The 20,514-nt window shown below is 57.3% G+C and carries 18 protein-coding genes; 13 read left to right on the top strand and 5 right to left on the bottom strand.

The genetic code is table 11. The annotated features are described in order from the left end of the window. The first annotated feature begins 58 nt into the window (after positions 1–58). The 13 genes from OZX62_RS05985 to OZX62_RS06045 all read left to right on the top strand — a co-directional run bounded on the left by OZX62_RS05985 (position 59) and on the right by OZX62_RS06045 (position 13,838). Positions 59–808, top strand: coding sequence for a uracil-DNA glycosylase (locus OZX62_RS05985; protein ID WP_277175329.1), 750 nt, complete (start codon positions 59–61; stop codon positions 806–808). 34 nt (positions 809–842) lie between these two features. Beyond that, positions 843–1,919, top strand: coding sequence for a MoxR family ATPase (locus OZX62_RS05990; RefSeq protein ID WP_277175330.1), 1,077 nt, complete (start codon positions 843–845; stop codon positions 1,917–1,919). After that, entirely contained in the window at positions 1,916–2,878 is a 963-nt protein-coding gene (locus tag OZX62_RS05995) for a DUF58 domain-containing protein (RefSeq protein ID WP_277175331.1), read from the top strand. The genes OZX62_RS05990 and OZX62_RS05995 overlap by 4 nt, the downstream gene beginning before the upstream one ends. Further along, the gene (locus OZX62_RS06000) at positions 2,875–3,492 is read left to right on the top strand and encodes a hypothetical protein (protein ID WP_277175332.1); all 618 of its coding nucleotides are present in this window, start codon (positions 2,875–2,877) and stop codon (positions 3,490–3,492) included. Before OZX62_RS05995 ends, OZX62_RS06000 begins: the two co-directional genes overlap by 4 nt. Then, on the top strand, positions 3,489–4,547 hold the full coding sequence (locus tag OZX62_RS06005) for a VWA domain-containing protein (RefSeq protein ID WP_277175333.1): 1,059 nt from the start codon (positions 3,489–3,491) through the stop codon (positions 4,545–4,547). Before OZX62_RS06000 ends, OZX62_RS06005 begins: the two co-directional genes overlap by 4 nt. After that, complete coding sequence (locus OZX62_RS06010) at positions 4,544–5,602, top strand: vWA domain-containing protein (protein WP_277175334.1); 1,059 nt, start codon at positions 4,544–4,546, stop codon at positions 5,600–5,602. Before OZX62_RS06005 ends, OZX62_RS06010 begins: the two co-directional genes overlap by 4 nt. Further along, the gene (locus OZX62_RS06015) at positions 5,599–6,300 is read left to right on the top strand and encodes a DUF6466 family protein (protein ID WP_277175335.1); all 702 of its coding nucleotides are present in this window, start codon (positions 5,599–5,601) and stop codon (positions 6,298–6,300) included. The genes OZX62_RS06010 and OZX62_RS06015 overlap by 4 nt, the downstream gene beginning before the upstream one ends. Before the next feature lie 43 nt (positions 6,301–6,343). Then, positions 6,344–7,789: an adenylosuccinate lyase gene (purB, locus tag OZX62_RS06020; RefSeq protein WP_277175336.1), complete on the top strand. Its 1,446-nt coding sequence runs from the start codon at positions 6,344–6,346 to the stop codon at positions 7,787–7,789. After that, a complete protein-coding gene (locus OZX62_RS06025; RefSeq protein ID WP_277175337.1) occupies positions 7,786–10,344 on the top strand; it encodes a lysylphosphatidylglycerol synthase transmembrane domain-containing protein in 2,559 nt (852 codons plus the stop codon). Before purB ends, OZX62_RS06025 begins: the two co-directional genes overlap by 4 nt. A gap of 282 nt (positions 10,345–10,626) precedes the next feature. Beyond that, positions 10,627–10,911 carry an HU family DNA-binding protein gene (locus tag OZX62_RS06030; protein ID WP_033521170.1) on the top strand — a complete coding sequence of 95 codons (285 nt, stop codon included), beginning with the start codon at positions 10,627–10,629 and terminating at the stop codon, positions 10,909–10,911. A gap of 175 nt (positions 10,912–11,086) precedes the next feature. Then, positions 11,087–11,944: an inositol monophosphatase family protein gene (locus OZX62_RS06035; RefSeq protein ID WP_277175338.1), complete on the top strand. Its 858-nt coding sequence runs from the start codon at positions 11,087–11,089 to the stop codon at positions 11,942–11,944. Positions 11,945–12,120: 176 nt separating this feature from the next. Next, positions 12,121–12,315, top strand: coding sequence for a ubiquitin-like protein Pup (locus tag OZX62_RS06040; RefSeq protein WP_277175339.1), 195 nt, complete (start codon positions 12,121–12,123; stop codon positions 12,313–12,315). Further along, a complete protein-coding gene (locus OZX62_RS06045) occupies positions 12,315–13,838 on the top strand; it encodes a proteasome accessory factor PafA2 family protein (protein ID WP_277175340.1) in 1,524 nt (507 codons plus the stop codon). Before OZX62_RS06040 ends, OZX62_RS06045 begins: the two co-directional genes overlap by 1 nt. 384 nt (positions 13,839–14,222) lie before the next feature. Here OZX62_RS06045 and dop read toward each other — a convergent pair whose 3' ends face one another. The 5 genes from dop to OZX62_RS06070 all read right to left on the bottom strand — a co-directional run bounded on the left by dop (position 14,223) and on the right by OZX62_RS06070 (position 20,501). Further along, entirely contained in the window at positions 14,223–15,923 is a 1,701-nt protein-coding gene (gene dop, locus OZX62_RS06050; protein WP_277175341.1) for a depupylase/deamidase Dop, read from the bottom strand. A gap of 33 nt (positions 15,924–15,956) precedes the next feature. Continuing rightward, positions 15,957–17,612, bottom strand: a complete 1,656-nt coding sequence (arc, locus tag OZX62_RS06055; RefSeq protein ID WP_277177050.1) for a proteasome ATPase — start codon at positions 17,610–17,612, stop codon at positions 15,957–15,959. A 34-nt stretch (positions 17,613–17,646) separates the two neighbouring features. Next, complete coding sequence (locus tag OZX62_RS06060; protein WP_277175342.1) at positions 17,647–18,501, bottom strand: aldo/keto reductase; 855 nt, start codon at positions 18,499–18,501, stop codon at positions 17,647–17,649. A 101-nt stretch (positions 18,502–18,602) separates the two neighbouring features. Next, positions 18,603–19,637: a methionyl-tRNA formyltransferase gene (gene fmt, locus OZX62_RS06065; RefSeq protein WP_277175343.1), complete on the bottom strand. Its 1,035-nt coding sequence runs from the start codon at positions 19,635–19,637 to the stop codon at positions 18,603–18,605. A gap of 156 nt (positions 19,638–19,793) precedes the next feature. Beyond that, positions 19,794–20,501, bottom strand: coding sequence for an HAD family phosphatase (locus tag OZX62_RS06070; RefSeq protein WP_277175344.1), 708 nt, complete (start codon positions 20,499–20,501; stop codon positions 19,794–19,796). Between the last annotated feature and the right edge of the window lie 13 nt (positions 20,502–20,514).

Consider the following 20,514-nt stretch of genomic DNA (forward strand, 5'->3'; position numbering starts at 1 on the left):
AATGCGTTAAAAATTCTCGGAAAATAAACATACTCACCCGATCCTATTGTTAAGTAACATGAGCGAAACCCATGTCAAACCACTTTCCGAACTCGTCGAGGCCGGTTGGGCGCAGGCCCTGGCCGACGTGGAACCGGACATCCACCGTATGGGAGACTTCCTGCGTGCCGAGCATAAGGCCGGGCGCCCTTCTCTGCCGGCAAGTCATAACATCCTGCGGGCCTTCACCATCCCCTTCGATTCCATCAAGGTATTGATCGTCGGCCAGGACCCTTACCCCACCCCCGGCCACCCGGTGGGATTGAGTTTCTGCGTGGCACCCGACGTACGCCCCGTGCCCAAAAGCCTGCAGAACATTTATAAGGAGATGCACGACGACCTCGGCCTGCCGATTCCTCAGAACGGCGACCTCACGCCTTGGTGCAGCCAAGGGGTCATGCTCCTGAACCGCTGCCTCACCGTCGGCGTTGGCCGGCCCAACAGCCATCAGGGAAAAGGTTGGGAGAAAGTCACCGATGCCGCGATCACGGCCTTGAACGCGCGCAAAGACGCACAAGGTAACCCGAAGCCTTTGGTCGCCATCCTCTGGGGGCGCAACGCGCAAAGCCTCGAGCCGCTGCTGACCAACGCCTTCATCATCAAATCCCCACACCCCAGCCCACTTTCCGCTTCAAGAGGATTCTTCGGTTCCCGCCCGTTTTCCCGGGCCAATGCGGCACTGCAACAGATGGGAGTCGCGCCGATCAACTGGGATTTGACGTCAAGCTCGACTCCACCTTCGGCTACAATGCCTCAGACAGAGCAATAAACATCCGCATTTAGCAATCTAGAATAGAAGCGTTATGGCCATTTTCCCACCAAATCCACGTTCGTCGCAGCCTGCCGGGCAACAGCCCAACACATCCATTCCAAGCCCCGCAGCCACAAGCGCCGGCGCCGGTGAAGGAGCCCGTGCCAAGCAGCTCGCCGACCGTATTCGCATGCGTTTCGCCCAAACGCTCATCGGCCAGGAGAACCTTCGCGAAGCGTTGATCACCACGATGATCGCCGGCGGCCATATCCTGATCGAATCGGTGCCGGGCCTTGCCAAGACCACCGCGGCCCAGACGCTGGCGACTTCGGTTTCCGGCACGTTCCGCCGTGTGCAGTGCACTCCCGACCTGATGCCTTCCGACCTCGTGGGCACGCAGATCTTCGACTTTTCCAAGCAGCAGTTCTCCACCCAAATCGGCCCGATTCACGCCAATTTCGTGCTGCTCGACGAAATCAATCGTTCCAACGCGAAGACCCAGTCGGCCATGCTTGAAGCGATGGCCGAAGGCGCCACGACCATCGGCGGCAAACGTATAGCGCTGCCGAAGCCGTTCATGGTCATCGCCACGGAAAACCCGATCGAAGAGGAAGGCACCTTCACTCTCCCGGAGGCGCAGATGGACCGTTTCATGATGAAGGCGGTCATGACCTACCCCAGCGCCGCCGACGAAACGCGCATGCTTTCGATGCTCACGCTGCGTGGCACCGACGTGGTGGATCCCTCCACCCCGGTGCAGAACGCCCTGAGCATTGCCGACGTCGATTTCCTGCGCTCGGCCGCACGACGCGTCCATGTCTCTGAAGCCATCATGAATTATGCGGTCGATCTGGTGGCCACCTCTCGAGGCGCAGGCACCCATCCCATCAAGAACCTTGCGGCCAAGGTGCGTCTGGGCGCAAGCCCGCGAGCCTCCATCTCGCTGGTCCGCATCGGTCAGGCCCAGGCCCTTTTGAACGGACGCGACTATGTGATTCCCGAGGATGTCAAGAAGTTCGTTCACGAAATCATGCGTCACCGAATCCTTCTGACCTTCGAAGCCCAGGCCGAAGGCACCACCACTGACCAGATCATCGATTCCATCGTCGAAACGGTGCCCGTTCCATGAGTTCCGCCCAACGTCAAGCCTCACCTGAGGCGAGAGAAGTGCGCAGGAAAATCGAAACACTTTCCTCGACGCTGACTCTGCCCACGGTACGCCGCGCCTTAGGAGTGCTCGAAGGAGAGCACTCGTCGTCACGGCTCGGCGGCAACAACGACCCGATGTCGACCAGGGATTACACCTTCGAGGACGAGGCACGGCTTATCGACTGGAAAGCCAGCGCCAAACAAGGGCACCCGATGGTCATCGACCGCGAGCGTCTGGTGACTTCGCGCGTCCATCTGCTGCTCGACAACGGGTTGGAGATGGAAGGCCGAACGACTTCGGGAGAAACAGCCACGGAAGTCGCCGGCAATGCCATGTGCATGTTCGCGGCCCTGAGCGCCCGCCGCCACGACAGGATTTCGCTGGTGTTCGCCGACAGCGCGAATATCATCCGCAAACCGTTCAAAGGCGGGCTGGCCCAATTCGAAGAGGCCATCGACAACGGAATGGGCGGCGAAAAGCGCCATCCTCGCAATTTCGAGGCCTTGCTTGCCTATGCCCGAACCTTGAACGACAGGGGCTCGCTGGTGGTCATCGCCACTGACGAACACGCCCTGAGCGGCGATCATCTGCACTCGCTGCGGCTTATCGCCGCAATGCACCCGCTGATGCTCATCGACGTGGCGACGCTGAACCCATTCAGGAAAATCCCGTTCGGCCAGATCACCGACGGGTTCGACGGCCGCCGCATTCCCGCCTTCATGATCGGCGAACAATCGGCAAGTTCCGTCGACACCCATCGCAAGTATCTGACCGCCCAGCTGCAGGAGCATCTCAAAGCCAACGGCACGACGCTGATACGCGCAAAATCGAGCGAGGACATGTTCTCCCAGTTCATTCATCTGGTAAGCGTGACCTTGAAGCAGACCTCATTCGCCCGCTTTGACGCCTCCTCCGTATCGTTGGGAGGAATGGCATGATTCCAGCGATGCGGCAATTACCGTTATATGAATATGTAACGGCGGCAACCAGCCAAAGAACGCCCCGTTCCCTAGACTTTCAACATCTTCAAGTGAACACGCTTGATATGGCCGATTACAAGCCCGAAGGACTGATTACGGTGCCCACGGTGCTTATCGTCGCCTTCATCGTCTTTCTTGCGGTCGCAATCATTCTCGTGATTGCGATAATCGTGCTTTCAAGACCCAAAAAGCAGGCCAGTGCAAAAGTCCACGGCGCCCACAGCGCGCAGAACGACAAAATGGCGTGGCGCAGACGCATCAACGATATCGTGGAACGCCATGCAGATGGCGAGTTGACGCGAGACGCGGCGCTGCGCGACCTAGCACAAGTGGCACGTGACTTTGCCGGGGTAAAGACCAATAAAGATATGAGTTCCTACACCCTTGCCGATATCAACCACCTCCCCGTCTCCGCTTCGGCCGACCCCGGGATGAAACTGCTGCGGCAAACAATCACCGCCCTCTACCCCCCAGAATTTGCCGACGCCGAACGTCATGAGCAGGCGCGGTCCACCAGCGTGGAGCAAGCCGCCGAATGGGTCTCGAACCTGATTGAAAGGTGGCGGAAATGAACCTCGAGTGGCATTGGCCCTGGGCCGCCGCAATAGCGCTCGTCGCCGCAATCGTCTGTATCATCGCCTGGCAGCTGGTCAGCGCGCGCCGTCCGAACAAGTATCCGCAGATTCCCGTGTTCGATTTGGACGAGGATCTCAATACCGAACATGTAGAAGAGCTTTTTCGGCAATGGCGGGTGCTGGGACGTCTGGCAGTAATCGTTCTGGCGATCTCGCTTTTGGTTTCGCTGGTGACGGTTTCAAGACCTTCCACGGTTGACGAAGCCGACGAGAGGGCTGCGAACCGCGATATCGTCCTGTGCTTGGACGTCTCCCCTTCGATGCTTTCCTACGACCATGAGGTCCTTGCCTCCTATCAGCGGCTTATTTCCAATTTCAAGGGCGAACGCATCGGCCTGAGCCTATTCAATTCGACCTCCCGCACGCTTTTCCCGCTGACCGACGATTACCAGTTGGCTTCGGGACAGCTCAAATACGCCAGCGATATCCTAGGAAAAATCTCCTCACAGGACAAGATCAACAAAACCAATGACCGCACCCTGCAGGAATTCTCCGATCTGATCGAAGGCACCCAGAACCGCAAGGACAAGACCAGCCTGATCGGCGACGGCCTCGTGAGCTGCGCGGCGATGCTCCCCGGTTTCACTTACGGCAAGACGGGTCGAACCCAAGACGAGTCCGACAAAGCCTCGATCGTGCTGGCGACCGATAACTTCTCCGGGAAATCGACCTATACGCTGGGGTCGGCCCTGGACCTGACACACAAGGCAGGCATCGTGGTGGACGGTTTGTACGCCGGCCCGGCCAGCAGCGAGAACGACGATACAACCATCGAAATGCAGCGTGACATTACCTCTCACGGAGGCTCGTATTTCTCCGTCCATTCCGGCAAACCGATAGAAAACCTCGTCCAAACGATCGAAAAGCGGAAAAACCGGGACGAAGAGAAGGTCCGCAAGGCGGCTTTGGTGGATGCCCCCGGCTGGTGGACTTTGGCATTGGCGCTTTTGGTGGCACTTTGGATAGGCCTTGCTTGGAGACTCAAACGATGAACCTCGACAATCTTAAGACATTGCGTTTCAATCCCGCGCTCGGTTGGCCCGCCGGCATCGCCATCGCGATTATCATGCTTGGTTTCGCGTTCGCCGTGGTCGTGGTTCACCGCCGCAGGAAAGGCGAAAGCGACGAAACCGTGTGGGCATGCGTGCGCCGTTGTGCCATTTGCGTCATCATCGCGCTTTTGGCACTGACCCCCTCAACCATCGCCAGCACCACAAGCCGCGCGGTGAACACCACCGATGTGGTCATCGCCACCGACGTGACCGGTTCCATGGCCGTTGACGACGCCCAATACGGAACAAGCAAGACAATGACGCGCCTGGATGCCGCCAAAAAAGCCATTAACGACCTCACGTCGATCTATGACAATTCCAGCTTCGCTGCGGTACATTTCGGAGCGAGCGCGACATTGGACGTGCCGTTGACCCCTGATGTCGGTGCCATCCGCAACTGGGCCACCGGGCTCAACACGGAACCGACTTCGGTCTCCGCAGGTTCGAACCTTGACGCCCCGATTGACCCGCTGCTGGTGACGCTCAAGCAAATGCGCACTGCACATCCGCAGGATAAAATCGTACTGTACTACATATCGGATGGAGAACAGACTTCGACGAAACCACGACGTACCTTCTCCTCACTTCGCCAATACCTCGACGACGCCTTCACCATCGGCGTCGGCAGCGAGAAAGGCGGCCAGATTCCTGAAGTCACGGCAGGCCCCAGCGACTCTGATGGCGACCAGCCGAGCACGAGCAGCCAAGGCTGGGTGAAGGACCCTGCCACCGGTCAGCCCGGAATCTCAAGGATGGATAAGAAGAACCTGATCGCAATCGCCGACGAGATGAGCGGGAAATGCATCCTGCTCGATGCCACGCACAAGCTCGACAAATCTTCCGTGGCCACGCTCTCCAAGCATTTCAGGACCGTGGAAACGCCGAAACGCCGTGAACGCGTGATGCCCGTGGTCTGGCCCCTTTACATAGCCCTGGCAGCACTGTTGACGATGGAGATAGGCAGCTGGCTGGCAAATTCAAGGAGACTGCTGTGAAGAAGAACAAGAACGAAATCCATGCCGCCCCTTCGCCGCCGGCCGCACCGGCACCTCCAACCGCTTCGGCCAAATCGCCAAAAGCCGCTCGAAAAAGCAAAAAGCGGAGCGGAACGGGCACTGCCAGAAGCTCACGAACCAATAGCGGGAAGCGCCAGGCCAGAGTGTCTCTGCCTGTACGAATCATCATGGGAATCATCGCAGTCGTTTTTCTCATCGTCGCCGGGGCGCTGCTGGCTAACATGACAGCCATCGATACTTATAACCAAGCCACGGCATCGCTCAACGCCAGCATCGAATACTCCAAGAAGCCCGATGCCGACCCGCAACGGGTCAAGGCGCAGCTCGACCAGGCCAACACCCAGTTCGACCAGGCCCGACGCATGGGTGTGCTGCTTACGCCCAGCACGAAGAAACTCATCAACGTTAACAGCGACATTTCCGGCAAACTCACCACTTCGACCGACCACAAGATAGCCGCGGCCAACGGCAATGGGAACGGGACAAGCGGCAAAGGAGCCAAAGGCAAGGGTTCGAAATCCTCGAATTCCGGCAACAGCGGCAACCAGGGGCTGACGGACGAGCAGCGCAAACAGGTCGAAGAAACCCTCAAGGCCAATCAGCCGAATGGCCCGGTCAACGGCGACAATAAAACCCCGACCAAAAGCGATGACAGTTCCAGCGTCAAGCCTTGGTGAAAACGCGCCGGTCAGACAACGGGTTGCGCTAAGGTAAAGGCTTATGCAGCTGACCCAAATTTCACCGGCAATCGCGTTGACCTCTCTGGATGGACGCTACCACAAGCAGACCGCCCCGCTCGTCGAATATTTAAGCGAACCGGCACTGAACCGCGAACGCATCACCGTCGAAGTCGAATGGATGATCCTTCTGGCCAACGGTTACGATGGCAACGGCAACAAGCCGGTGCTCGAGGGCGTCAAGCCGCTTACGGACGCTGAAATCAAATATCTGCGTGATATTCCCGAAGATTTCGGCGCCGAGGGAATCGCCCGCCATGCCGCCTATGAAGCCAAGACCCATCACGACGTCAAGGCGGTCGAATACTACATCGACGACGAGCTTGATCGCTCGCCAAGCGTGCTCGGGGCCGATACACAACTGCCCAATCTCAAGACCTTGGTGCATTTCGCCTGCACTTCCGAAGACATCAACAACCTTGCCAACGCCCGTTGCATCAAAAAGGCCGTCACGCGGGTCTGGCTTCCCAAAGCCCGGGAACTGACGGATTTCCTAGCCTCGAAGGCCGAGGAATTCAAGGACCTGCCGATGCTCGCGCTGACACACGGCCAGCCTGCCACGCCCACGACCTTGGGCAAGGAACTGGCGGTATTCGTCCATCGACTTCGCCGTCAACTGAAACATATCGACGAACAGGAATACCTCGGCAAGATCAACGGTGCCACCGGCACGTTCGGCGCGCACACCGTCGCCTGCCCCGACGCGGACTGGCTTGCCATCTCGCGTGAATTCGTCACCAATCGCATGGGCCTGACTTGGAATCCCCTGACCACACAAATCGAAAGCCACGACTGGCAGGCCGAACTTTACGGCACCATCAGCCACACCAACCGTATCCTGCACAACCTAGCGGTGGACATCTGGATGTACATCTCCCGGGGCGTCTTCGCCCAGGTGCCTGTGAAGGGCGCAACCGGATCGTCGACCATGCCACACAAGGTCAACCCGATCCGTTTCGAAAACGCGGAGGCGAACCTCGAGCTTTCCTGCTCGTTCCTCGATACGCTTTCCAATACGCTGGTCGAAAGCCGCTGGCAGCGCGATCTGACCGATTCCACCACCCAACGCAATGTCGGCGCGGCGCTCGGCTATTCCCTGCTGGCACTGGACAACCTGCTTGGAGGGCTCAAGTCCATTCATCCGAACTTCGATGTCATCGCCCGCGAACTCGACGAAAATTGGGAAGTGCTCGGCGAACCCATCCAGACGGCTATGCGTGCCCAGGAATTCGCCGGACGCGAAGGCATGGAACGGCCGTATGAAAAGGTGAAGGAGCTCATGCGCGGTAAGAGCATCTCCAAGGCCGATATTGAAACGTTCATCGATTCATTGGACTTCGACGAGAAGACCGCAGCCCGGCTGAAGTCGCTTACACCGCAGACCTATATCGGTCTGGCGGCACAACTGGTAGGCTTTGACGGGCAATGAGCAGCAAAACGCCCTCTTCGTCATTTTCAGAGGGACCTTCTTCGCAAGCTTCAGCTTCGGATTTGTCGCCGGAATCGTCAGACCTGATGCCTGATTTGACGCCGGATTCACTCAAGCCTGACGATCAGGCTACGTCAGAGGCACCAAAACAGCGTCCGGCGGTCGATATCGACGACGTCGCCCCCCAGCGCGCCCACAACGCCAACGATCTGCTCCATGCCGTAGGTGCCTTGATATTGGCGGTCGTCGTCATCGTCTTCGCCACCTATCTGCATGGCATCACCACCGGTGTCGAACATGACGCCAAAACCGCCGGCCAAGCCTTCACGTGGCTGATGGACCTGCCGGTTTCCATCCTTCAGCAGTTCCTGAGCTTCGCCATCATCATCAGCGTGCTGATCCACCTGCTCATCAACAGAGAATGGTTCCAATCCGCGGTTTCGGTGGTGGCGCTCTTCTGCGGATATGCCGTCATTCTGGTCCTCTCCTTCGTACTGGCCCATCTAGGAGTTCCCGCGCTGATGGACGCCCTGCAATCCAGCGAAGGCGCAGGGCCGGCGATGCTCCCCGACTTCTACGCGGGCATCGGGGCGTTCCTGACCGTAGCCGGGCCGAAACGTTCCCGTTCCTCAGTGAAATGGGGCTGGAACACGCTGTTCATCGCGGCTGCAGTGTTCGTCATCGTCTCGTGGCATTCGGTGGCCGGCACCATCGTCTCCTTTGCTGTGGGCCGGGTCATCGGGCTGACCTTGCGCTTTGCAATGGGAACCAGAACGCAGGGACTCTGGGGCTCGGGAGTGGTCCAGGCGGTGGGCAACATCGGGCTCAAATTGACCGAACTGCATCGGCGCGACGATGCCGACGAAACCGGGGCACTCAAATCCAGACTTGATGACGACCTCATCGAAAACTCACGTATCTACGACGCCAAAGACGAACGAGGCAAACGCTATATCATCTCCGTGCTGGATTCCCTGCCTCATGCCGCCGGCTACTTGAACCAGCTATGGCAAGGTCTGCGGTTCACTGGCGTGGCCATCCGTCGCGACCGTTCGGCAAGCGATGCCATCCATCATCATTTCTCGATGCTATTGGGGCTCAAATCCTGCGGTCTGACGACACCAACTCCATATGGGGTGATGGACAGCGAGGAATCCTCGCTGCTCGTGCTGGACGTCACCGACAACCCAAGCCCCATCGACCTCAGCAAGCTCACCGAAGACGAAATGGTCGATTATATGGACTATCTCGCCCGTGCAAACAGCCGAGGCTACACCCATAGGCGTATTACACCAGACACGCTGGCCCAAATCCACGGCGAACACGTCATCGTCGGATGGCAGAACGGCGACTACGCCAGCGGCAGCACCAATATCGCCATGGACAAGGTGCAGCTTCTGGTTTTGCTTGCCACGCTGACCAACCCGCAGCTGGCCATTGAATCGGCACTCAAGGTATGGGACCGCCAGACGTTGATTTCCCTGGCGCCGTTCATCCAGAAAGTCGCCATCCCCTCGGCCACAAGGAATCTTCCCGGCTGGACCAAGCAACTGCTCGGCGAAGTGCGCGACGGCCTCAACGCCTTAGACCCGCACGACGAGGTCGAAGCCTCGGAACCGGTGACGCTGGCCCGTTTCAACGTCAAATCGTTCCTCTCCATCACCCTGCTCATCATCGCCGTCGCCGTCATCTTCACACAGCTGAGGCCCAACGAGGTCATCGCCGCCGTGCGTCACGCCAATCTCGGCTGGGCGCTGGTCTGTCTGCTGCTTTCGATGCTCGCCTGGGTCGGCTCGTCCATCACCCTCGGCTCGTTCATGGACAGCGACAGGCGTCACCCCTTCGACCTCTTCTGCTCCCAGGCCGCTTCCGGCTTCACCGCAGTTTCGATGCCGGCAGGTGTAGGACCGGCATTCGTCAACCTCCAATATCTGCGTAAAAGCGGCTATAAGAACACCGCGGCCACCGCCATCATGTCCGTGACCTGGGCGGTGCAAGGCCTGACGACCATCGTTCTGCTGCTGATCATGGGCCTGTTCACCGGGCGCAACATGCTTTCCGGCATGGTGCCGACCAACACGTTGGTCGTGGTAATCGGCGCCATCGTGCTTGTGCTGTGCCTGTGCATGGCCATCACCCCGATCCGGCGCCTGATCGTCGACAAATATCTGCCGATGCTTCGCTCCTACGCCCATCAATTGGTCGAAGTCCTGGCCCAGCCGCAAAAACTTGCCAGCGGCATTTTCGGGGCGTTGATTCTGAATATCGCCACCGGCCTCGGGTTCTGGGCGGCGTTGATGGCCTTCGGAACTTCCTCGAATCCGTTGGAGACCATCTTCGTCTTCCTTCTGGCCAATACCTTGGGCAGCGCAGCACCCACCCCGGGCGGCTTGGGTGCTGTCGAGGCCGCGCTTACCTTTGCTTTCACCTCCATCGGCGTGCCACCAGCGGTGGCATTGAGCGCCACGTTGCTGTATCGCGTCGGCTTCTACTGGTTGCGTATCCCCATCGGTTTCCTCGCAATGAAACGGCTCGACCACCACAATCTGCTCTAGGGCCGCTTCGGCTCTACGCTGAGACCTGCGGGATAATTCCTCTTTATCATTTTGGAAATGAAAGCAGATACGCGCAATATCACTGGAAACCGGAGCCGCAGACGCGTCAAGAATGATTTTTTATCGAAATACACTGAAAAATACCCTTGTAAGACCTAAATCTTTACAAATCGGCGAAAAAAGTGCCTTAATCCGCAGTATTTGGCGAGACTTTGGGCTAGAATGAACTACTGAAACGTGGCTTTCATCAAACAGAAAGCCCCTAATCAAGAAGGATTCTTCATGGCATACAACAAGTCTGATCTCGTTTCGAAGATTGCACAGAAGTCCAACCTGACCAAGGCCCAGGCCGAAGCGGCCGTCAACGCCTTCCAGGATGTGTTCGTCGAGGCAATGCAGTCCGGCGAAGGCCTGAAGCTCACCGGTCTCTTCTCCGCCGAGCGCGTTCGTCGCGCCGCCCGCACCGGCCGCAACCCGCGCACCGGCGAAACGATCAAGATTCCGGCATCCTACGGTGTCCGCATCTCCGCTGGCAGCCTCCTCAAGAAGGCCGTTGCCTCCAAGTGAGACAATCATAGGATCATTTGATCTTCCAAACCTCCGATTGTTGTTTGACCGGAGGTTTTTTCATGCGTTTTTCACAAGATTATGGCGCGTTTATTATGCAGCTTCGTGCGTGTTGAAGGTTATAAAGCCTACGGGATAGTATATAGACGGCAAAAAAGTAAACAGGCAGGTAGATATGACGACAAATCCAAGGGCATTGGCGCTCAAAGTGGCCCAGGTGACGCAGGACGCCGGCAAGCATGCACTTCAGGACCAGATCAATCCGCAGGATTTCGCCGAACTTGAAATCCCGTCGACCTCCACGCGCGTAGGAAGCGCCATCGACAAGAAACTCATCGCCTTCATCGAAAACCGTCTCAATTATCTCGAGCCATTCGATGGCATGTGGCGTGATAGGCCCGAAAACGCAAAGCCCGGCGACCGTTTCTGGTGCGTGGGACCGATTGACGGGGCCATCAATTTTCGACGCAACATGAGCGAGTGGACCATCACCGTCTCGTTGTTCGAATTCAACGAAGAGAACTCCGCACAGCCGATCTTGGGCGTCGTCCACGCTCCTGCTCTTGGCCTTACCTATCTGGCCGCCACCGGGCAAGGCGCCATCCGCATCCGCCGCACGCCAATCGGCGAGAAACGTGGGAAGGTACTTCCCTCCACCATCGGTTCGTTGACCGGCTCCGTGGTGAGCTTCGGCATGTCGCATGTGCCCGCGGAATCCGAACGAGCGTTTCACGTCTTGAGCGAGATCGCCGGCAAACCCGCCGACGTCAAGCGCGTCGGGCCTGTCTCGCTTGACCTTTGCAAAGTGGCCGATGGTACCTACGACGCCTATTTCGAGCCGCATCTGCACCGCTGGGATATCCCCGCGGTCTCGGCCGGCACCGTCGTGGTACGGCAGGCACAGGGCAAGGTGAGCCGTTGGAACGGCAATCCCATCCACTGGCGCAGCGAAAACGATATCGTCGCCACCAACGGGGTGATCACCGAAGAGCTCAAGCCTTATCTCGTCGACCTGGCCTATCCGTTCCAATAAACGAGTGAAATTCGAGTACCACAGTACCTCGATATCGAAAGGCGCAGACTGGATATCAATCAACGAACAGAGCGGAACGCTCTATGTCGCTTGCGCTACAGTGAAGAAAGAAAACGTGCATATTCATGGCAACGTTCAGCGAGTTTTCGCTTTTGTTGCCTGGCATAAGGAGTGACATGGTACAGCAGTTCGCGCAACAACAGCATGGAAGCGAAGGGCCTCAGGCACAGGATCAGGTCAAAAGCCGGAAAGCCGATCAATCGCAGGAGCAGGAAGACGCGCTCGACGCCGTGCTCGACGACATCTCCTCGACGCTGGAAACCGATGCGGAAACCTACGTTTCGAGCTTCGTGCAGAAAGGCGGCGAGTGATGCCGCAGCTGCGTAACAGCAGCAATCAGGGACCCGGCAATCGCACGTCGCGCTCCCCCGAATATGATTCGTTCCATCGCATTTTCGGCATCGAAACCGAATACGGGGTTTCCGTGACCGGAGCGAACCAGCCTTGCGACCCCGGGCAGGTCGCGATGATGATGTTCGCGCCCATACTTTCACGCTCACGTTCCACCAACACCTACTTGGAGAACGGCTCGCGGCTGTATCTCGACGTCGGTTCCCACCCCGAATACGCCACCGCCGAAGCACGGGATCCGTCGGCTGCGCTAACGCAGGATCTGGCCGGTGAGCAGATTATGCGTCGTCTGGCTTTTGGAGCACAGGAACGGTTGCGCAAGACACACGGCGAACACGCGACCATCCATCTGTTCAAAGACAATGTTGACTCGGCGGGCCATGCATTCGGCTGCCATGAAAATTATCTGGTACGGCGCTATGTCTCGTTACCCATCATCAAGGCGCAGCTGCTGCCGTTTTTGGTAACCCGGCAGCTCTTCACAGGTGCCGGACGAGTAACGAAAAACGGCTTCGAAATCACGCAACGGGCCGCTTTCCTGGACGAAGGTGTCTCCTCGTCCACCACCCGCTTCCGGCCGATGGTCAACACACGCGACGAGCCGCATGCCGACCCTGACGAATTCCGCAGGCTGCATGTCATCATCGGCGATTCGAACCGCTCGCAGTGGGCGACGAAAATGAAACTCGCCACCACCCATCTGGTGCTTTGCGCCATCGAAGACGCTGCCAAACAAGGCACCGCCTCAGGATTCGAATGTTGTGCTCTCACTGATCCAAGCGCCTCGAACAAGGCGATGAGCGCCGATCTGAGCTGCAGCAAGCCGGTGATGGAAGTCGAAGACATCGACTCATTCCGGGCGAAGCAACAGGAGCTTGGGCTGAAACCCTCAGCTTCCAGCGATGAAGCTCATCCACAAACCGTTACCGCTTTGGAAATTCAGCATCTTTACTGGAATGTCGTTTTACGATTTGTTGAAAATCATCGTGTTGAAGTTGAACATTCTTTACCGGAAAGCAACTGCAACGATATTCTGCGCGAGTGGAAAACCGCGCTTGATGCCTTGTCTGTCAACGATTTCGGAGCACTTTCCAATCGCGTTGACTGGGTGGCGAAATACCAACTGCTCAATAAAATGCACGAACGTAATCCCTCGCTTACGGCCACGAAGGCTCGGCAAATCGATATGAACTATCATGACATCGTCAACGGAAGTATTTACCCATCCTTGGTAGGTCACGGATTGGTGGAAACGTTGGTATCCGATGATGCAGTCGAACATGCCGTTGAAAACCCGCCTCAAGACACTCGCGCCGCACTACGCGGAGCATTCGTTCATCAGGCACTGAATTCAGGAGCCACATTTAGTTGCGATTGGACACACCTCAAGACGACGGCCCCAACACGCCACGAAGCCGGACTCATCGATCCGTTCGCGTTTGTCCCTGATTCGGATTACACACAATTGATGCAGAGTTTATAAAAAGCTAGTTTGCTGGTCATTTAACATCGTTATCTAACTTTCCAGCGTTACCGTGGAGGGGAGGGAGAGACAATGCTTCGACACCCTCCAGGCCGGTAGGCCAAGCTTTATGTCTCAGCATCGCATCTCCCTCCCCTCCACTCACTTTGCATTATTAACTTACGTTTTTGTTCCAGTTTCAGCATTAGTCAGGCTGAGACACCCTTACCGGCTGAGCCGTTAAGCCTACAGTCCAGTGAACTGGTCTGTAGGCGAAGTGAGCGCGATGTATTGAGTGCGAAGGCAAAATCTCAGATTTTGCATAGGCCAAGCCTACGATCGAACATCACATATCCTGCCCTCTCACTCACTTTGGCATTATCTGGTTATGTTGCTCTTTTGACTTTATTTTGTCCCTGATACCGTTTGGCTGAGTCGCTTGAGAGTCTGTGCAGCGGATTCGTGGTGAGATTCGGAATAGGCAAGTGACTCTTCGCATTGAGCCTTGGTCCAGCGAGTTGGGTCGGAGATGTCTAGCGAGAAAAGATGAGCGTTCGTATGGGCCATGCGGGCGCCTTCGGCGTCGGTAGTGAATTCAGCTTGCGATGAAGCGGAATCGGTTGCATCGCCTTGCGAGACGGTGATGTGGGACCAGGAAGCGGCTACCACATCGTTCGGGAAACGACGAATGATTTCGGCACGAAGCCAGGCTCGGGTGTCTTCTGGAGGATTTGAAGCGGCGCGCTGGATTTCGATGTCGGCTTGGCCTTGGCTTTCGCCTTGGCAGAGAGGCACACGCTCGGTCTGCGGCTGCAAACGAGAGAACACTGAATGCGACGCGTCGAGGGCAGCCCAGCTCAGGTCTAGGGCGGCAAGGCTTGGAGTAGACCACGCTGCGTCGGTTTTGCGGCGCAGACGCTCCAACAGTTGCCATTTGAGCAGCCATTCCAAGCGCGAACCTTCGTCGGCCATCTTGAGCCTCTTGTCATCGGTGGCATGTCGCACTGCTGCCACATCCATCAACATCTGCTGCCACATCATCATGATGCGTTTCGTCGGCTCATCCGGCCACAACGGTTCTCCCCTGCTGTCGCTTCCGTATGTCGCTGCTCCCTGCGCGGATACGGCCGAAAACAGACGCACCTGAATCTGCCAGGCTGTCGTAAAACCACCCTGTTCAAGCGGCAATTGTGCGGCAAGATTCAAATCATGCGAAACGATGTGCATCGCCTCGACGGGGTCGACCAACTGCAAATCCGCAAGCAAACCGTCAAGGTCACAGGCCGAATCATCGGTATCCGCGTATTCAAGCAGCCATAACAGCATGCTCGTCGTTCCTAACTTCAGAACCTGCGGCACGTCCATCCGATTGGCATCGCCAACAATGACATGCAGACGGCGATAGTCGCCGGTGACGTGGGATTCATCACGGGCGTTGACAATCGGACGATCGAAGGTGGTCTGCAAGCCGACGATGGAATGAACATAATCGGCGCGTTGGCTGAGCTGATAGCCGACTTCCTCGCTTTTCTCACCGATGCCGACGCGGCCGGAGCCGGTATAGATCTGGCGCGAAACAAAATGCAACGTCATCAGTGCAGCTACGCGATCGAATGGAACTTTTCGCAACATCATATAGTTTTCGTGCGTGCCCCAGCTGGCACCTTTGCCGTCCACGTTATTGCGGTGCAGCACGATGTTGGAGCCGTTGCTCCTATTGACTTGCTGAGCCGCTTCGAACATGATCCGGTCGCCGGCATGGTCAAAGCAGACGGCTTCGAAGGGATCCATCGTTTCGGGCGCGGAATATTCGGGGTGCGCGTGGTCGACGTAGACTCGGCCACCGTTGGGCGCAATGACGTTGACGATCTGCCGTTGCGGTTCGTCGGTAAGCATGTCGGGCCGGGCGGCGGCACGAGGCAGGCGGGTGCCACGAGCATCGTTCAGCGGGTCTTCCTGGCGATAATCCCAACGAATATGCTGTGTTTCTGGATTCGCGGCACCGCTGACGACATCAAACGAAAGCTGAACCGGGTTGTAATGGCCGGCTCCGAGGTCTGAAACCGCGTATTCCGTTTCGGTTCCCATCATTCTGCGTACGCTCATCGTCTCGCTCCCCTTGCTTTTGATAACGAATTATTATTCGGCTGGACGGATGCGTACCGCGTGGCCACCGGCGATGCCGTTGATTTTCGACCATTGGACCGGGTCGGAATCCATCACTGAATCACTGGTCTCTTCAAACTCATCGTCCACGGCTCTAAGCACGGCATCCGCACCGATTTCCATCGGACGGCCGAGTGTGATGGAATCCTTGACGGCATGCGTCTTGACGCGATCGACGATATTCTTGAGCATTGCCCCGCTCATCACGTCGGCCAAGGTGACCCTCGACCAACGGCCCTGGTCGTCGCACACGTCGCAGATATGCCGTTGCGAGTCATCGGCGTAAACGCTGTCAACCAGCACTTGAGTCAACGTTTCTGCACTCTGACCGGGCTCGTATGGAAGATTATCGGTGAGATAATGCGATACAATTTGCGCCGCGGCTTCTTTATTCGGCCTGTCGATGCGAATCTTGACATCAAGGCGGCCGGGACGCAACACGGCTGGGTCGATCATGTCGACACGGTTGGAGGCACCGATGACCATCACGTTATCAAGGCTTTCCACGCCGTCAAGTTCTGCGAGGAACTGAGGAACGATGGTGGTCTCCACATCGCTGGAGACACCGGAACCACGGGTGCGCAACAGCGAATCCATCTCGTCAATGAAAACGATGACCGGTTTGCCTTCCGCCGCGCGTGTACGTGCACGCTTGAAAATGAGGCGAATCAGGCGTTCCGACTCCCCCACGTACTTGTTCAGGAGTTCGGGGCCTTTGACGGAAAGGAATACACCATTCTCCGCATCTCCGCCGGAAAGCGCGTTTGCTACGGCCTTGGCGATCAGCGTCTTGCCGTTACCAGGAGGCCCGTAGAGCAGTACACCCTTGGGCGGGCGCAGATCGTAGCGCTCGAAAAGCTTGCGATGTAGGAAGGGCAGTTCGACGGCGTCCTTGATGCGCTCAATCTGCGAGTCCAGCCCGCCAATGTCGTCGAACGTGGCATCCGGCGTCTGTTCCAACACCAGATCGGTGGCGTTCTCCACCGGCAGCACTTCCAGCGCCAAACGTGCCATGCCGTCAACCAAAACCCGTGCCGAGGGCTCGATGGTGATATTTGCGAGCGCACTCGCCCGTTCAATCAGCGTGACGTTGCCGGATTCGTCGGCGACCATCAGCCGCCCATCGTCCAGGACCTGTTTGACGGTGCGGACCAGACCCGAGATCTCAAGTCCACGTTGCTCGACCAGAACCATGTTCTCGTTCAAAAGCACCGTTCTGCCGCCAACTAGGCGTGAGGCAGACACATTCGAAGCGACCGGCACGATGAGCCGTCGATTGCCGGAAAGCACTTCGGCCTTAGCATGCTGCACGCCCTGCTCATCGGTGCTGCATGAGTCGACACGCACCATTGTCGCGAAGTTCAACGGCGGTGAGGCCATAAGCCCAAGCTGGGACTTCGCCTTCTGCAGCTCCTTGCCCGCACGTGTCAGTGCAACGGCGAGCGCATGGTTCTTGGCCCGCAAATTGTCGTTCTCACGCGCAAGGTCGTCGAAAGCTTTGCGATGCCGAGTATCCGAATCGAGACTGTCGTTCACACCGGTACTCCCTGCATTGCTCATTTCAGTCGCATCATGCGTTCCGCTTTGCTCGGATACCTGTCCGTCGTCGCCTTGCTCACCGTTGTTCATCACAAATCCACTTCTCTTTAAAACCCGCTTAGGCTCAATCCACATCGAGCGGAACGTGATGGGTCGGTGCCGGGTAACGTTTATCAAGCTGAGCCAAATCCTCATCGGTCAGCTCGATGCCGGCTGCGGCGATATTGGCGCGCATATGCTCGGGGTTCGAAGTCTGCGGAATGGACAGGGTGTTACCGTCGCGCACAGTCCATGCGACCAGCAGTTCGTAAGTCGAAACGCCGTGCCGGGCCGCCACTTCACGCACAACAGCATCAGTCAGCATGCTGGTTTTGAGATTATTGGCAAGACCACCGACAGGGCTATACGCAATCAGCGGGATATGGCGCTCACGCTGCCAAGGCAGCAGGTCATATTCAATACCACGAGACTCGATGTTATAGAGGTCTTCGTTGGCGGCGACGTTGCCACCGGCGGGAAGTCCGACCAGTTCCTGCATATCGGGGATATCAAAGTTCGAGACACCCCACGCACCAATCTTTCCGGTTCCGCGCAGCCTGTCGAGCTCGGCAACGGTCTCCTCGAGCGGAATCGAGCCACCGCGCCAGTGATAAAGATACAGGTCAAGATGGTCGGTCTGAAGCCGTTTGAGGCTGGCGTCAAGATGCTGTTCCATCACAGCCTTGGAAGCGTTGTCCGGCTTTACTTTAGAGATGAGGAAGATATCGTCGCGGTTGAACGGCTTGAGCGCTTCGCCCACCAGCGTCTCGGATTTGCCATCGCCATAAACTTCCGCGGTATCGACAGCCCTTGCCCCAGCCTCGATACCGGCTCGAATCGCGGCGACCTCTTCATCATGGTTTTGCGGCTCATTGCCCATGTGCCACGTACCGATGCCGACCGCCGGCACACTTTGCCTCGCAATATTTACTTTCCTCATCAATGCCTCCCTTGTGCATTCCGCATTTCAAACATGCTGCCGTTTGCTTTCACCTTGCCAGTCTAGCGGTATTAAGTAAACGGCATCAAGCCCTTCAAATTTCAGTCGGCATAGGCGTCCGCGGACAGGCGGGCACCACGAGCCCAATCAGCGGCGCGCATGGCCTTCTTGCCCTGTGCCTTGACCGCTTCAAGCTCAAGAGGTGCGGTGGCGGTCCCTATCCATACATGCTTTTTGGTGCTTGCCAACATCCCCGGTTTGAGGTCAGCGGGAACCTGCGGATCATTGGTATCGGCGGGGTGTGCCTTCAAAACATGGAACGGCTCAGAGTCGCCCATATCATGTTCAGTGCTCGAGGAAGCTTCCGTGGCATCGGTTCCTGCAGATTGCATGAAATCATCGGCCGCACCCTGCGGATGCAGCATGCACCAAGCTCCCGGCTCGGGAGTGCAGGCGCGAATCTGCCGGTCAACGGCAAAAACAGGCACATCGAAACGGATACGCGCATCCTCGTGGCTGATTTTCTTGGCCACTTCGTAGGCGCCCTGCGGTTGCTCCTGAAGCACAATCCGACCTTCGGCCATGGCCGTCAACGCAGAGGCTAGCAAATGCGAACCATCTTCGGCAAGACGACCGAGTATATCGCCGGAAGTGTCATGCGCTCCGATTTCGCAGGTCGACTGTGCCAGAATCGGACCGGTATCCATGCCTTTGGTAAGCCTGAAAACGGTGGCACCAGTAATGGTGTCGCCACTCCAAACGGAACGCTGCACCGGAGCCGCACCACGCCATTGCGGCAACAGCGAGAAATGCAGGTTGTACCAGCCCATCGGCAGCGCACCCAGCACATCTTCCTTGAGAATCTTCCCATAAGCGACCACAGCCCCGGCTTCGGCACCGGTGGCCTTGAGCTCGGCGATGAAAGTAGGCTCCTTCGGATCGCATTCCAAAACGGGAATGTCAAGGTCCAACGCCGCTTCTTTGACCGGACTCGGAGTGAGCTTGCGCCCCCGGCCTTGAGGCGCGTCGGGCCTGGTAAGCACGGCGACGACCTCGAAATGATTCTTGTCCTGGGCCAACTGGCGCAACGCGGGAACCGCCACATCCGGGGTTCCGGCAAACAACACTTTCAACATGGAAACTCCTTTATCTCAATCGGCAATCGGACAAGGCCGATATCACTAATAGCGCTATATAAAATGCCATCATAAGCAACGAAGCGATGACACTTCAAAACATGGTCAGTCAACAACAATATATGCCGCGATACGATTCGGGCAAACTCTGTGCTTTCAGCTCTGGATACCGGGAATATCGATACCCTGTTGCCTCAGCAATGCCCTCAATTTGTAAGAATCGTTGAATCTCACGCCACGCATGCCCGCAGAGTTCGCTCCGACGATGTTCATCGCCTTGTCATCGACGAACACGGCCGTCTCGGCAGGAATACCGAAACGTTTGAGCGAGTATTCGAAAATATCACGATGCGGCTTACGTAGTTTCACATAACCGGAGACCACGGCATCGTCCAAATCGCTTAAGATCGGATACGTTTTCTTGGCTGGTGGAAACAGTTCCGTCGCCCAGTTCGACAGACCCCACACGCCGATACCCGCGGCCTTCAGGTCATTGACCAAAACGCGCATGCCCTCGACCGGACCCACCAGCGAATCCTCGAAATTACGATAATAATAATCCATCATCGTCGCCCAAGGCTCGCCATACTTCTTGCGTACCCAAGCCACCGCCTCAGCCGATGAACCGCCGACGTCCATCGCGTCGCTGGCATCGTAAAACCCGGAAAAGTCGTTGTCGAGGAATTTGTCGGTCAGTTCCTGCGAATAGCGCGGCAACATAACGGCCTGCGGATCCCAATTCACGAGTACATTGCCAAAATCGAAGACGACGTTCTCAATCGGCTTGCCTTCGGCGCCTTTCGCCGCATCTTCCGACTTGATGACGTTGTAATCCATTTCCGGTTCGCCCGGCCAGCCTTTCATGGCTCCTCCTTGC

The organism is Bifidobacterium sp. ESL0690 (assembly GCF_029392315.1).
Taxonomy (GTDB): domain Bacteria; phylum Actinomycetota; class Actinomycetes; order Actinomycetales; family Bifidobacteriaceae; genus Bifidobacterium.

Bases quoted from the DNA above. Each gene is read 5' to 3' on its own strand.
- OZX62_RS05985 (WP_277175329.1), top strand. From the start codon at position 59: ATGAGCGAAACCCATGTCAAACCACTTTCCGAACTCGTCGAGGCCGGT.
- OZX62_RS05990 (WP_277175330.1), top strand. From the start codon at position 843: ATGGCCATTTTCCCACCAAATCCACGTTCGTCGCAGCCTGCCGGGCAA.
- OZX62_RS05995 (WP_277175331.1), top strand. From the start codon at position 1,916: ATGAGTTCCGCCCAACGTCAAGCCTCACCTGAGGCGAGAGAAGTGCGC.
- OZX62_RS06000 (WP_277175332.1), top strand. From the start codon at position 2,875: ATGATTCCAGCGATGCGGCAATTACCGTTATATGAATATGTAACGGCG.
- OZX62_RS06005 (WP_277175333.1), top strand. From the start codon at position 3,489: ATGAACCTCGAGTGGCATTGGCCCTGGGCCGCCGCAATAGCGCTCGTC.
- OZX62_RS06010 (WP_277175334.1), top strand. From the start codon at position 4,544: ATGAACCTCGACAATCTTAAGACATTGCGTTTCAATCCCGCGCTCGGT.
- purB (WP_277175336.1), top strand. From the start codon at position 6,344: ATGCAGCTGACCCAAATTTCACCGGCAATCGCGTTGACCTCTCTGGAT.
- OZX62_RS06025 (WP_277175337.1), top strand. From the start codon at position 7,786: ATGAGCAGCAAAACGCCCTCTTCGTCATTTTCAGAGGGACCTTCTTCG.
- OZX62_RS06030 (WP_033521170.1), top strand. From the start codon at position 10,627: ATGGCATACAACAAGTCTGATCTCGTTTCGAAGATTGCACAGAAGTCC.
- OZX62_RS06035 (WP_277175338.1), top strand. From the start codon at position 11,087: ATGACGACAAATCCAAGGGCATTGGCGCTCAAAGTGGCCCAGGTGACG.
- OZX62_RS06040 (WP_277175339.1), top strand. From the start codon at position 12,121: ATGGTACAGCAGTTCGCGCAACAACAGCATGGAAGCGAAGGGCCTCAG.
- OZX62_RS06045 (WP_277175340.1), top strand. From the start codon at position 12,315: ATGCCGCAGCTGCGTAACAGCAGCAATCAGGGACCCGGCAATCGCACG.
- dop (WP_277175341.1), bottom strand. From the start codon at position 15,923: ATGAGCGTACGCAGAATGATGGGAACCGAAACGGAATACGCGGTTTCA.
- arc (WP_277177050.1), bottom strand. From the start codon at position 17,612: ATGAACAACGGTGAGCAAGGCGACGACGGACAGGTATCCGAGCAAAGC.
- OZX62_RS06060 (WP_277175342.1), bottom strand. From the start codon at position 18,501: ATGAGGAAAGTAAATATTGCGAGGCAAAGTGTGCCGGCGGTCGGCATC.
- fmt (WP_277175343.1), bottom strand. From the start codon at position 19,637: ATGTTGAAAGTGTTGTTTGCCGGAACCCCGGATGTGGCGGTTCCCGCG.
- OZX62_RS06070 (WP_277175344.1), bottom strand. From the start codon at position 20,501: ATGAAAGGCTGGCCGGGCGAACCGGAAATGGATTACAACGTCATCAAG.